The sequence below is a fragment of the Myxococcus sp. AB025B genome (genome assembly GCF_006518215.1).
GTDB lineage: Bacteria > Myxococcota > Myxococcia > Myxococcales > Myxococcaceae > Myxococcus > Myxococcus fulvus.
Window position 1 is genome coordinate 1 of the sequence record NZ_SRLW01000298.1, and the last position, 12,074, is coordinate 12,074.

Below are 12,074 nucleotides of genomic sequence, written 5' to 3' on the forward strand. Positions count from 1 at the left end.
CCCGAGCACCCGCGCGCGGCTCATCCTCGCGACGGAGGCGCGCCGGGGACGCTGGCTCGCCATCGCCGGCGTGCTGGCGCTGGTGGGGTTCGCGACGTTCCTGGTCGCCGCGTGGCGGCTGGGGGATTCCGAAGCGCCCGCCGAGGACGAGGTCGAGCCCATCGGCACGGGCCCGTCGCCCGCCATCCCCATCCCCCGGCCCGCGCCTGCGCCGAAGGCCGCGGTGGTGGAGCGGGAGCCGGAGCCGCGCGCGGAGGAGTCCGAGGAGGAGGTCGTCCCCGCGAAGGCGATTCCGGCCTCGCAGCGCGGCTACCTGACGCTCACGACCAACGAGCCCGCCAAGGTGTACCTGGACGGGAAGCTCATCAGCAGGACCACGCCCCTCAAGCGCTATCCCCTGCGCGTCGGCGCGCACGAGCTGGAGCTGGTCGCGCGCACCACCGGCGAGCGCATGCCCCTGTCCGTTCAGATCCGACGAGGGAAGGTGACCTCCTCGCTCGTGGTCGACTTCCGCCCCGCTCCCCGACGGTGACTGACGCCATGGACCCCACCCGCATCTTCGTCGTCGAGGACCAGCCGCAGCTGCTCAAGAACCTGCTCAAGGTGCTGAGCACCTTCGACGAGCTGGAGGTGGTGGGCAGCAGCCAGGAAGGGGAGGCCGCCGTCGAGGACATCGTCCGCGTCCGGCCGCAGCTGGTCCTGTTGGACCTGGAGCTGCCGGGCATCAACGGCATCCAGGTGACGCAGAAGGTGAAGCGCCAGGCGCCCGAGGTGGAGATCCTCATCCTCACGTCCTTCGACGACGAGCAGAAGGTCTACGAGGCCATCCAGGCGGGCGCGTCCGGCTACCTGGTCAAGCGCGTGGGCCCGGAGAAGATCCGCTCCGGCATCCACGAGGTCATGGGCGGCGGCACCGTGCTGGAGCCCATCATCGCCCGGCGCTTCTGGAACTACTTCCAGTCCATCCAGGGCAAGCCCGCCACGCCGGAGAAGAAGGCGGACAACCCCTGGAAGCTGACGCCCACCGAGTTCGAGGTGCTGCGCTACGTGGCCAAGGGCCTGTCCAACGCGGAGGTGGGGCAGGTGATGACGCTGGAGCGGCGCACGGTGCGCACGCACCTGTCCCATATCTACCGGAAGATGGGGGTCAACTCCCACGTGGAGGCGGTGGTGATGGCCCTGCGTGAAGGGGTCGTGGACCTGTAGCCGCGCCCTGTATACGGTGGGGGTCTATGCGCAAGGCCCCCTCGAAGACGTCGGTTCCCGCCCGCGCCGCGGACCCCTCCCTCCAGTCGCTGTTCGACGTGCATGAGGCCACGCTGCCCAACGGCCTCCAGGTGCGCCTGCTGGCCAACCACCTGGCCCCCGTCGTCAGCCTCTATACCTTCTTCAACGTGGGCAGCCGCAACGAGCGCCCCGGCATCACCGGCATCAGCCACCTGTTCGAGCACATGATGTTCAACGGGGCCAAGAAGTACGGCCCCAAGATGTTCGACAAGACGCTCGAGTCCAACGGCGGCAGCTCCAACGCGTACACGTCCCACGACATGACGGTGTACTACGACGACTTCTCGTCGGACGCGCTGGAGACGGTGCTGGACCTGGAGTCGGACCGGATGCGCTCCCTGCGCATCTCCCAGGAGATGCTCACCAGCGAGCGCGAGGTGGTGAAGGAGGAGCGCCGCGTCCGCATGGACAACGACATCGGCGGGATGATGGACGAGGAGCTCGGCTCGCTCGTCTACAAGGCCCACGCGTACCGCTGGCCCGTCATCGGCTGGATGGCGGACATCGAGGCCATCACCCGCGAGGACTGCCAGAACTTCTTCCGCACCTACTACGCGCCCAACAACGCCATCCTCTACATCGCCGGGGACATCGACCCGAAGAAGACGCTGGCGTTGGTGCGCCGCTACTACGGCGACATCCCCCGGGGCCCCGCGCCCCAGCCCGTCATCAACGCGGAGCCCGAGCAGCGCGGCGAGCGCCGCTCCACGGTGCGCCACCCCGCGCAGTCGCCCGCCGTCGTCATCGGCTACAAGGGCCCCGCGGCCCGGGACGAGGACACGCTGGCGCTGGACGTGGCGCAGTACGTGCTCACCAAGGGCGAGGGGAGCCGGCTGACGCGCTCGCTGCTGTACGAGCAGAAGGTGGTGGTGGGCGTGGGCCTGGACTGGTCCTGGCGCATCGACCCGGGCACCATCCTCTTCTTCCTGGAGCTGATGCCGGACTCCGATCCGCAGAAGGCGGAGGCCGCGCTGTACGCGGAGCTGGAGAAGCTGGCGCGCGACGGAATCACGGAGCGCGAGCTGCAGAAGGCCCTCAACAACCTGCGCTCGGACCACCTGCGCGAGCTGGGCACGAACAACGGCCGCGCCCACGCCATGGGCAACTACGAGGCGCTGCTGGGTGACTGGCGCCATGTGCTCACGCTGCCGTCCGCCTACGCGTCCATCACCCGCGAGCAGGTGCAGGCCGCCGTCAGGAAGTACCTCATCCCCGAGCGCCGCTCCGTCGTGACGTTGCTGCCCGCGCCCTCCGAGGCGTGAGCCCGGACCGACTCCAGAAAGACTCCATGGCCTCTCGCAAGAGCCGAACCTCGAAGAAGTCCGCCGCCCCTCGCCGCGCCGTGAAGAAGGCCCCGGCCCGGGCAGCGAAGAAGAAGTCCTCCTCCCGGAAGACCGCGTCCGCCGTCGCCTCGACGAGCCGGGAGCTGGTGTTCCCCACGCTGCATGAGAGCACCACGTCCAGCGGCCTGAAGGTCATCGTCGCCGAGCGCGGGCCGCTGCCGTTGGTGTCCATGCGGCTGGTGATTCGCGCCGGCAGCTCCACGGACCCCGAGGGCAAGCACGGCATCGCGGACTTCGCGGGCCAGCTGCTGCGCCGGGGCACGCGGCGGCTGGACGCGCAGGCCATCGACGAGGCCGTGGAGTTCGTCGGCGCCAGCCTGGGCGTGGGCGTGGGCGAGGACACGCTGTCCGTCGCCATCACCACCCCGGCCGAGCACTTCGCGCAGATGCTGGGCGTCATGGGCCAGCTGGTGATGGAGCCCACGTTCCCGGAGTCCGAGGTCGCCGATGCGCGCGAGCGCGCGCTGGCCCAGTTCGCGAACGACCTGGATGAGCCGTCCGTCATCGCCGACCGCGCCCTCGTGCGTGCGCTCTGGGGCAAGCACCCCTATGGGCACAACGTGAGCGGCTCGGTGAAGACGGTGAGCACCTTCACCCGTGAGGACGTGGTGCGCTTCCACCAGGAGCGGCTGGGGCCCAAGGTCGCCATGCTGGTCGTGGTGGGCTCGGTGGACCCGGGCCGGGTGGCCGCGGCGGCCGAGGAGGCCTTCGCCGGTTGGACGGGCGGGCCGGACAAGGCGCCCGTCATTCCTCCGCTGGAGAAGGTGGCCAAGGCGGGGCGGGTCATCGTGGTGGACAAGCCGGACCAGACGCAGTCGCAGGTGCGCATGGGCGGCCCGGGCTATCGCGCGGGGCACGAGGACTACTTCCCGGCGGCGGTGATGAACACCGCGCTGGGCGGCGGCTTCACGTCGCGCCTGATGAACGAGGTCCGCGTCAACCGGGGCCTCACGTACGGCATCGGCTGCTGGTTCGACGCGATGCACGCGGCCGGCATCTTCGCGCTGTCCACCTTCACCAAGACGGAGTCGACGCGGGAGATCATCGACGTGTCGCTCGGGGAGATCGCCAAGGTGCGCGACGCCGGCCTCAAGCCGACCGAGCTGCGCGACGCGCAGGCGTACATGGGCGGGCTGTATCCGCTGCGCACGGAGACGAACGAGTCCATCGCGAGCGCCATCTCCGACATCCGGTTGAACGGGTTGGGGGATGACTGGGTGTTGCGCTTCCGCGACCGGCTCAAGGCGGTGACGCCCCGGCAGGTGGCCGCGGTGGCGAAGAAGTACTGCTTCGCGGAGCCGCCCACGATTGTCGTGCTGGGCAACGCGGCCGCGGTGAAGAAGCAGTTGAAGGGCCTGGGGCCCATCACCGTCGTGCCGGCGTCGGAGTACGAGTGACCGAGCCTCGCATCCTCTTCGAAGGGGGAGGGGTGCTGGTGGTGGACAAGCCGCCCGGGGTGCCCGTCATCCCCGGGCGGGACGGCGGGCCCTCGCTGCGCGACGCACTGGAGTCCCAGCGCGGACGGAAGATCTTCGTGGTGCACCGGTTGGATCGGGACACGTCGGGCGCGCTCGTGTTCGCGCTCGACGCGGCCGTGCACCGCGCGCTGTCCATCGCGTTCGAGTCCGGCAAGGTGCGCAAGCGCTACCTCGCGCTGGTGGAGGGCCGCATCGACGCGCCGTCGCTCGTCGACGCGCCGCTCATCGCCGCGCGCAAGGGCCGCATGCGGGTGGCGAGGCCAGGCGAGGCGGAGGCGAAGCCGTCACGCACGCGGGTGCGGCCGGTGGAGAGCTTCGACAAGGCCACGCTCGTGGAGGCCGAGCCGCTCACGGGCCGCACGCACCAGATTCGCGTGCACCTGCTGTCGCTGGGGCATCCGCTGTTGATGGACCACCAGTACGGCCGCGACACGGCGTTGACGGAGAAGGATTTGGGAGGGCAGGGCGACGGCGTGGTCCTCGAGCGCACGCCCCTGCATGCCGCGCGAGTGGAGTGGCCCGCGCTGCCGGGCGTGGAGGCTCGCGGAGTGGATGCGCCGCTGCCGGAGGACATGGCGCGCGCGCGTGACCTGCTCCGGCGCACGCTGGGTTGAACGGGTAGCGCCGAGGCGTGGGCGTCGCTGCCGGAGGTGGCGCGCCTGCGCCGGTGAAGCCGTGTGAGGTGCCTGCGCCGCTGCTGGCGACATGGCGCACGCATGCTGCGTCGGCCCGCGCCCTGTCGAGCCGAACGGGCTACTTCACCTTGAAGGCGTTGGAGGACGCCTGCACGCCGAAGCGGTCCGTCACGGTCAGCACCACGTTGGCGCCCTGCGCGTCGATGGCGATGCTCTGCACGCAGAGGCCCCCGACGAACCTGTCCAAGGAGGTGGGACTCACGTTGCCGTTGTTCTTGCTGATGGACAGGTCGACCTTGTCCGTGAAGTCCGCGGCGCGCGGGCCCACGGCGCGGACCGTGATGGCGAAGGGCTGGCCGATGTCCTGGTCCGAGATGGGCTCGAACTCGTAGCCGGTGATGTCTCCCTCGCCCATCGGCCGGGTCGGATCCTGACCCGCGTCGGGCTCCGTGCCTCCATCCGCGACGTAGACGCCTCCGTCGGGGATGCCATCGGGACCGGCGTCCGGCGTGCCCGCGTCCTGACTCACGAGCGTGAATCCCCGGGGGCTCGTGGTCTCACGCCCATCGGCCAGGGCCACGCGCACGTCATAGGCCGCGGCGCCAAGGTCCGCGGGAAGGTCGACCGAGAGGGCGCCCTGCTCATCCAGCTCGCGCACCCCAGCCTCCCACTCGCCGAACCACACGCGCGTGCCACTGCGAGCCTGGGCTTGCCCTTCGGCGTAGTCCACCCGGATGGGGAAGGCCGCGTCGAGCCGGACGGTAATGGGTTCGGAGAAGCCGATGGTGGCCTTGTCCGGCTCCACGGAGAGGATGCGCGGTGCGGGGAGCGACGTGTTCGACCCACAGGCGGACAACAGCATCAGCCCCAGGGCCACGAGCGCGCGAGTCATGGCTCGAGCCTCATTCCCAGCAGCGCCGAAACACCGCCGAGCTGGGCGTCCAACCACGGCGTGCTCGCCGGAGCCCACGCACCACGCAGCTCTCCCAACGCGCTCCAGCGCCCGAATCGGTACGCGCCCTGGATGGCCAGCAACCCCATGCCGGAAAGCTTGCTCTCTTTCACCTCGGCCGGGAAGTCGCTCTGGAGTCGGTGACGGAAAGGCGCCACTCCTCCTCCTGCTCGGCCGTACAGGGACAGCGCCGCGCCGCGCAACAGCTCGACGCGCGCCGACACGAGCACCGGCACCGCGAGCACCTGCGAGTGCACCGCGCCGAGCGTGCCCACCGTCCCGCGAAATGAAGCGGCCCGCACGCCCACCTCCAGCTCCCCCGCGAGGCGTCGCTCCCACCACGGCGCGGTGAACGCCACCCCCAGCGAGCCGAAGGGACCTGAGTTGTCGCCCCGCGCGAACACGCCCCCCGCCAGCACCTGGACCGCCAGGCGCCACGGCGCATCGCCCACGAGGGCGGGGGGCGCTTGGGCCGCGGGAGGCTTCGTCACGACGACGACCCGGAAGACCTCCGCGTGCGCGCGCACGTCATCTCCAGCGCCGTCGGCCTGGACGACGGCCGTCACCGAGGCCGCGTCCTCCTCCGGCGTCACCCGGAAGCGAGCGATGTCGCCGACCTCGATGGGCTCGGCCCGTCCCCCATCGACGTGCAATTTCAACCGCGCCACATCCAGCGGCCCCTCGCCCGCCACGAGCAACCACCCGCCCTGGGCAGGCAGTGGTGCGGGGGTGAGGGCCGCGACATGGGGACTCACCCTCGGGACATCCAACGGCGCGGAGGCATCCGTGCGCAGCTCCCCGCGCGTGGCGAGCACCCGCGCCGAAGCGACCCCCGGAGGCACCTCGAGCGGGACACGCGCCTTGCCCTTCCCATCCGCCTGGACCGGGCCGAAGTGCGTCTCACCCACGAGCACCGTGACGGAGGCCCCGGGCGAGGTCGCCACGTCGAGCGTCGTCTGCCCCAGCAGGGCGAGCCGCAGCACGGTGACCTCGGGCGGACCGTCGGCGGCCTCCACCCAGAACAGGAACACCGCCACCAGCGGATGCCGGACGGGCGGCGGCGTCCACTGGAAGGTCCGCACCGCGCCGTGCGCCAGGCGCTCCTCGACGAAGTGTCCGGAGGATGCGGCCACCCGCAGCACCCCCGTCTCCGGAGGCACGCGGACCTGCAGGGACACCGTCTTGTCCCTCCCGAGGACGACCCGGGTGGGGGAGGCGAGCACCTCCAACCCGGGCCCTCCCGAAACCGGGACCGCCATGGCCGACGACGCGGCCACGGCGAAGACTAGAAAAGCCAGGAAGGGCGGTAAGCGGGTGCGCACGAGCGATTCCGCCGAACTTCGCCCTCCAGGCTCTTTCCGGTCAACCCTCGCTGACGGGGGCGTCCTCGGCGGGGGTGTCCAGCGCGGCGGCCTGCGGCTTGTCCGCGGGGCCGGTGGCCTGCCGGACGGGCGGGCTGAAGGTGGGCTTTTCGGTGGGAGCGCCGCCCCGGCCGTGCACCAGCGTCTTGGTGTCGGTGCGGAAGGTGATGTCGAACTTGTCGCCCCGCACGGCCGTCACGAAGCCCACGCCGAACGTCGGGTGCTGGAGGATCTGATCCACCGCGTAGGTGTCCTTCGGGCTGTAGCGGGGCGCGTTGGCCACGTCCTTGCCCGCCAGCTGCTCCTCGAAGGAGATGATGATCTTCTCCGCCTTGGTGGTGCCGCTGGACGACGCCCGGCTCGCGCGCGGGGGGCTGCTGCTGCTGGTGGAGGTGGGGCGGTCCGTGGTGCCAGGAGCCCCGCGGTAGGCGTGGTCCCCGTTGCACGTGTTGCAGCGCACCCGAGCAATCTTCGTCCCCACCATCGCCAGGATGGTGTGCGCGAGGGTGAGCTTGCAGCGGGTACAGTACGCGTCCACCTCGCCGCCGACCTTTTGAGTTGCCATGTTCGTCTGAGTTCTCGGCCCGGCGCGCCCGTGACGGGGAGCCGGGCATGAAGGAAAGGGGCGCGGAACATAAACGCAACGCTTCGAAGTGAGGTAGTCCCTTCGTCGTCCGCTCGCACGGGAACACTTCGCTTGTGCCCCCCTTCGCACCACGTAAGAGTAGGCGCCTGAACGCATGACCACGCAGACCCCCAGCAAGCCGGCTCGCGAGCCCGGGCTGCTCACCCAGGCGGTGAGCAGCTTCGGCAAGGGCCTCATCGACGTCGTCAGCTCCATTGGTGGCGTGGTGACGCTGGCCTTCGACGTGGCCCGGTGGAGCGTCCGACCTCCCTACCGGCTCCACAACCTGTTCGCCCAGCTGGACTTCGTGGGGGTGGGCTCCATCTTCATCGTCGGGCTGACGGGCCTCTTCACGGGCATGGTGTTCGCCCTGCAGACCTCCGAGGCCTTCCGCATGTTCGACGCGGAGAGCCTGGTGGGCCCCACGGTGGCGCTGACGCTGACGCGGGAGCTGGCGGCGGTGTTCTCCGCGCTGATGGTCACCATGCGGGCGGGCTCCGCCATGTGCACGGAGCTGGGCACCATGCGCGTCACCGAGCAGGTGGATGCCCTGGAGACCATGGCCGTCAACCCGGTGCAGTACCTGCTGGTCCCCCGGGTGCTGGCGGGCCTGTTCATGGTCCCCATGCTCACCATGCTGTTCAACACCACGGGCATGTCCGGCGCCTACTTCGTCGCGGTGGGCGGGCTGGGCATCTCCCCGGGCACGTTCCTGACGCGCACCCAGGCGTGGCTGGAGCCCGCGGACGTCTACGAGGGCGTCATCAAGGGCGCGGTCTTCGGCCTCTCCGTGGCGCTCATCTGCTGCTACAAGGGCTTCAACGCCTCGGGCGGCGCCAAGGGCGTCGGTCAGGCGACGACGGAGGCGATGGTGGCCAGCGCGCTGTCCATCTTCATCCTCGATTTCCTCGTGGGCATCGTGATGCACTGATGGCTGCCTCCGGTCCTCCTCCGCGTCCCGAAGCCGGCGCGTCCACGAAGCCGATGATTCAAATCGTGGACCTGCAGAAGACGTTCGGTGAGAACAAGGTGCTCACCGGCATCAACCTCTCCGTGCCCCAGGGCAGCACGTGCGTCATCCTCGGGGGCTCCGGCTCCGGGAAGACGGTGCTGATGAAGCACATGATCGGCCTGCTGCGCCCGGACAGCGGCCAGGTCAACATCGATGGGGAGGACATCGTCCCCATGGGCGTCGAGGCCCTGCAGCGGGTGCGCAACAAGTTCGGCATGGTGTTCCAGGCCGCGGCCCTGTTCGACTCGATGACGGTGTTCGAGAACGTGGCCTTCCCGCTGCGCGAGCACACGAAGCTGTCGGAGGACGAGCTGTACGCCAAGGTCCGCGCCAAGCTGGACCTGATGGACCTGAAGCGGGAGGTGGAGTCGAAGTTCCCCTCGGACCTGTCGGGCGGCATGCGCAAGCGCGTGGGCCTGGCGCGGGCGGTGGTGCTGGACCCGAAGATCGTCCTCTACGACGAGCCGACCACCGGCCTGGACCCCATCACCACGGACTCCGTGGACGAGATGATCCTCGCGGCCCAGAAGGGGCTGGGGGTCACCAGCGTGGTCATCAGCCACGACATCTCCTCGGCCTTCAACGTGGCGGACCAGATCGCCTTCCTGTCCAAGGGCGTCATCGTGGAGAACGGCACCCCGGAGCAGCTGCGCATGTCCCAGCACCCCGCGGTGAAGGTGTTCCTGGAGACGTGGTTCGGGAAGAATTGACAGGGTCGCTCCCGTCAGGTGCGGTTTCAGGAAAATGTGGCACTCCGGATGCAAAACGTTAGAGTCGCGCCCGGCCGGTAGCCCTCGGAGTCACATCAGGTGAAGAAGCTCGTTACGCCTTTCCGTGTTGGCCTGCTGGTCATCGCCGCGGGGGCCTTTTTCGTCGGCTTCGTGCTGTTCGCGCGCGAGGGCGGCCTGAGCGACAGTGACTCCACGCGTGTCTGGGCCTACTTCCGGGATGCCTCCGGCCTGGCGGTGCGCGGGCGGGTGCAGATCGCCGGCATCCGGGTGGGAGAGATCGACGACATCGTGCTGGAGGGCACGCGGGCGCGGGTGTTCCTGAAGATCCGCAACGACGTGGACCTGCGCGAGGACGCGGTCCTCACCAAGCGCTCGGAGTCGCTCCTGGGCGACTACCTGCTGGATTTGAACCCCGGCACGGAGAACGCGCCCAAGCTGGAGACGAACGGGCAGATCCGCCGCGTCATCGACAGCCAGGGCATGGAGGCCATCTTCGAGTCGCTGTCGCAGATAACCTCCGACATCCAGCAGGTGACGGGCGCGCTGCGCGAGGTGCTCGGCGGCGAGCGTGGGGCGGGCTCGCTCCAGCGCATCGTGGAGAACCTGGTGCGGCTGTCGGACTCGGTGGACGCCACCGTGCGCCGCAACGCGGACCGCCTGGACGTCATCCTGGCCAACTTCGAGGGCGTGTCGTCCGACGTGCGGACGATTACGCAGAGCAACCAGGCCGACGTGGGCCGCATCGTCGACAACATCGAGTTCATCACCCGCGACGTGCGCGAGGTGCTCGCCAGCGTCAAGAACATCGTCGGCAGCGGGGAAGGGGACTTCAAGGAGAGCGTCGCCAGCCTCAAGCAGACGCTCACCAAGCTGGACAACTCCCTGGGCAACCTGGAGGAGATCACCCGCAAGGTGAAGGACGGCGAGAGCACGGCCGGCATGCTGCTCACCGACGAGAGCGTGGGCCGCGAGGTGCGCGAGACGGTGCGCGACGTGTCCAGCCTGGTCTCCCGCCTCACGGAGCTCCAGACGGAGGTGGGCATCCAGAGCACCTACCTGGCCGCGCAGGGCCGCTCGAAGAACATGCTGTCCCTGCGCCTCATCCCCCGGCCGGACAAGTACTACCTGCTGGAGATCGTCGACGACCCGCGCGGCACCGTCACCACCCAGGTGGTGCAGACCAACCCGCCATCGGAGGGGGATCCGGTCATCCAGACGCAGAAGGTGACCAAGGAGAGCCTGAAGATCAGCGCCCAGTTCGCCAAGCGCTGGTACTTCACCACCCTGCGCGTGGGCCTCATCGAGTCCACCGGCGGCGTGGGCGCGGACCTGCACCTGTTCGACGACGCGCTGACCTTGAAGATGGACGCGTTCAACTTCGCCGCGGACGAGCTGCGCTACCCCCGGCTGCGCGCCACGCTGCGGGCCCAGGCCTTCGACCACCTGTTCGTCGTCGCGGGCATGGACGACATGCTCAACGCGCAGCAGCGCGACGTCGTCACCCAGCGGCTCATCGCCGGCCGCGACTTCTTCGTGGGCGGCGGCCTGTTCTTCACCGACGACGACCTCAAGGCCATCATCACGGCCACCGGCATTCCCTCGCCCTGAGCGTCGCCGGAGCGCGGCGAGCTTGACGCCGGCCGTGAAACCGCGTACCCGGCACGGGCACGGGGTCCTGGTAGGAAGCCGTGCTTTCTCGGCCATTTTCAGGAAGCTCGCATGTCCCTGCTCGTCGTCGGCTCCGTCGCATTGGACTCGGTGGAAACCCCCTTCGGACAGAAGGAGGATGTCCTCGGCGGGTCCGCCACGTTCTTCTCCACGTCGGCGTCGTTCTTCTCCCCCGTGCGCGTCGTCGCGGTGGTGGGTGAGGACTTCCCCGAGGCCCATGTCAGCTTCCTGAAGGGCCGGGGCATCGACCTGGAGGGGCTCACCCGCGAGTCCGGCCGCACGTTCCGCTGGAAGGGCCGCTACGGCTACGAGCTGAACGAGGCGAAGACGCTCGACACCCAGCTCAACGTCTTCCAGGCGTTCTCGCCGGACCTGCCCGCGTCCTACCGCGACACACCCTACGTCTTCCTGGGCAACATCCACCCGGAGCTCCAGGCGCGCGTGGTGGACCAGGTCCGCGACCCCAAGCTGGTGGCCGCGGACACGATGAACTTCTGGATCCAGGGCAGCCGCGACGCGCTGCTCAAGACGCTCCAGCGGGTCAACCTGCTCTTCGTCAACGATGGCGAGGCGCGGCAGCTGGCCGGCGAGCACAACGTGGTGAAGGCCGCCCGCGCCATCCTCGGCATGGGGCCCCAGCGCGTGGTGGTCAAGCGCGGTGAGTACGGCGCGCTCCTCTTCGAGAAGGACCACATCTTCGCCTGCCCGGCCTTCCCCCTGGCCGAGGTCTTCGACCCCACGGGCGCCGGAGACACCTTCGCGGGTGGCTTCATGGGCACCGTGGCCACCGCGGCGTCCGGGGTGGACTCGGCCGTCCTGCGCCGCGCCATGGTCATGGGCAGCGTCATGGCCTCCTTTACCGTGGAGAAGTTCAGCCTGGAGCGCCTGCGCGAGGTGACGCGCCCGGAGATCCACGCCCGCTTCGCGGAATTCAAGAAGCTGACCCACTTCGAGGACCTGGGGCCGCTGGAGCGCTGAGCGC

General features: G+C 69.6%; 11 protein-coding genes and 1 pseudogene. 9 read left to right on the forward strand and 3 right to left on the reverse strand.

Going from position 1 to position 12,074, the window contains the following annotated elements; all coding sequences use genetic code 11:
* From FL311_RS44380 to FL311_RS34640, 5 genes and pseudogenes are all read left to right on the forward strand, one after another.
* Nucleotides 1-532, forward strand: a pseudogene (locus tag FL311_RS44380) (serine/threonine protein kinase); the annotation flags it as partial.
* An 8-nt stretch (nt 533-540) separates the two neighbouring features.
* Nucleotides 541-1,206, forward strand: a complete 666-nt coding sequence (locus tag FL311_RS34625; protein WP_141331964.1) for a response regulator transcription factor — start codon at nt 541-543, stop codon at nt 1,204-1,206.
* A gap of 26 nt (nt 1,207-1,232) precedes the next feature.
* Nucleotides 1,233-2,549 carry a pitrilysin family protein gene (locus FL311_RS34630; RefSeq protein ID WP_141331965.1) on the forward strand — a complete coding sequence of 439 codons (1,317 nt, stop codon included), beginning with the start codon at nt 1,233-1,235 and terminating at the stop codon, nt 2,547-2,549.
* 26 nt (nt 2,550-2,575) lie between these two features.
* Nucleotides 2,576-4,027, forward strand: a complete 1,452-nt coding sequence (locus FL311_RS34635) for a pitrilysin family protein (protein ID WP_141331966.1) — start codon at nt 2,576-2,578, stop codon at nt 4,025-4,027.
* Entirely contained in the window at nt 4,024-4,722 is a 699-nt protein-coding gene (locus FL311_RS34640; protein WP_141331967.1) for an RluA family pseudouridine synthase, read from the forward strand. Before FL311_RS34635 ends, FL311_RS34640 begins: the two co-directional genes overlap by 4 nt.
* 139 nt (nt 4,723-4,861) lie before the next feature.
* On the opposite strand, the gene FL311_RS34645 is transcribed toward FL311_RS34640, so the two are convergent.
* The 3 genes from FL311_RS34645 to FL311_RS34655 form a co-directional block, all read right to left on the reverse strand.
* Entirely contained in the window at nt 4,862-5,635 is a 774-nt protein-coding gene (locus FL311_RS34645; protein WP_141331968.1) for a hypothetical protein, read from the reverse strand.
* Nucleotides 5,632-6,954 carry a hypothetical protein gene (locus FL311_RS34650; protein ID WP_141331969.1) on the reverse strand — a complete coding sequence of 441 codons (1,323 nt, stop codon included), beginning with the start codon at nt 6,952-6,954 and terminating at the stop codon, nt 5,632-5,634. Before FL311_RS34650 ends, FL311_RS34645 begins: the two co-directional genes overlap by 4 nt.
* A 103-nt stretch (nt 6,955-7,057) precedes the next feature.
* The gene (locus FL311_RS34655) at nt 7,058-7,621 is read right to left on the reverse strand and encodes a hypothetical protein (protein WP_141331970.1); all 564 of its coding nucleotides are present in this window, start codon (nt 7,619-7,621) and stop codon (nt 7,058-7,060) included.
* A 175-nt stretch (nt 7,622-7,796) separates the two neighbouring features.
* Between FL311_RS34655 and FL311_RS34660 the strand changes: the two genes are divergently transcribed.
* The 4 genes from FL311_RS34660 to FL311_RS34675 all read left to right on the forward strand — a co-directional run bounded on the left by FL311_RS34660 (nt 7,797) and on the right by FL311_RS34675 (nt 12,070).
* Nucleotides 7,797-8,612: an ABC transporter permease gene (locus FL311_RS34660; RefSeq protein ID WP_141331971.1), complete on the forward strand. Its 816-nt coding sequence runs from the start codon at nt 7,797-7,799 to the stop codon at nt 8,610-8,612.
* Nucleotides 8,613-8,665: 53 nt separating this feature from the next.
* A complete protein-coding gene (locus FL311_RS34665; protein WP_141331973.1) occupies nt 8,666-9,403 on the forward strand; it encodes an ABC transporter ATP-binding protein in 738 nt (245 codons plus the stop codon).
* Nucleotides 9,404-9,502: 99 nt separating this feature from the next.
* Nucleotides 9,503-11,032, forward strand: a complete 1,530-nt coding sequence (locus FL311_RS34670) for an MlaD family protein (RefSeq protein ID WP_046713871.1) — start codon at nt 9,503-9,505, stop codon at nt 11,030-11,032.
* A gap of 111 nt (nt 11,033-11,143) precedes the next feature.
* The gene (locus tag FL311_RS34675; protein WP_141331972.1) at nt 11,144-12,070 is read left to right on the forward strand and encodes a PfkB family carbohydrate kinase; all 927 of its coding nucleotides are present in this window, start codon (nt 11,144-11,146) and stop codon (nt 12,068-12,070) included.
* The last annotated feature ends 4 nt before the right edge of the window (nt 12,071-12,074 follow it).

What these genes read in the sequence shown, in the direction of transcription:
- FL311_RS34625 (WP_141331964.1), top strand. Translation starts at nt 541, where the DNA reads ATGGACCCCACCCGCATCTTCGTCGTCGAGGACCAGCCGCAGCTGCTC.
- FL311_RS34630 (WP_141331965.1), top strand. Translation starts at nt 1,233, where the DNA reads ATGCGCAAGGCCCCCTCGAAGACGTCGGTTCCCGCCCGCGCCGCGGAC.
- FL311_RS34635 (WP_141331966.1), top strand. Translation starts at nt 2,576, where the DNA reads ATGGCCTCTCGCAAGAGCCGAACCTCGAAGAAGTCCGCCGCCCCTCGC.
- FL311_RS34645 (WP_141331968.1), bottom strand. Translation starts at nt 5,635, where the DNA reads ATGACTCGCGCGCTCGTGGCCCTGGGGCTGATGCTGTTGTCCGCCTGT.
- FL311_RS34650 (WP_141331969.1), bottom strand. Translation starts at nt 6,954, where the DNA reads ATGGCGGTCCCGGTTTCGGGAGGGCCCGGGTTGGAGGTGCTCGCCTCC.
- FL311_RS34655 (WP_141331970.1), bottom strand. Translation starts at nt 7,621, where the DNA reads ATGGCAACTCAAAAGGTCGGCGGCGAGGTGGACGCGTACTGTACCCGC.
- FL311_RS34660 (WP_141331971.1), top strand. Translation starts at nt 7,797, where the DNA reads ATGACCACGCAGACCCCCAGCAAGCCGGCTCGCGAGCCCGGGCTGCTC.
- FL311_RS34665 (WP_141331973.1), top strand. Translation starts at nt 8,666, where the DNA reads ATGATTCAAATCGTGGACCTGCAGAAGACGTTCGGTGAGAACAAGGTG.
- FL311_RS34675 (WP_141331972.1), top strand. Translation starts at nt 11,144, where the DNA reads ATGTCCCTGCTCGTCGTCGGCTCCGTCGCATTGGACTCGGTGGAAACC.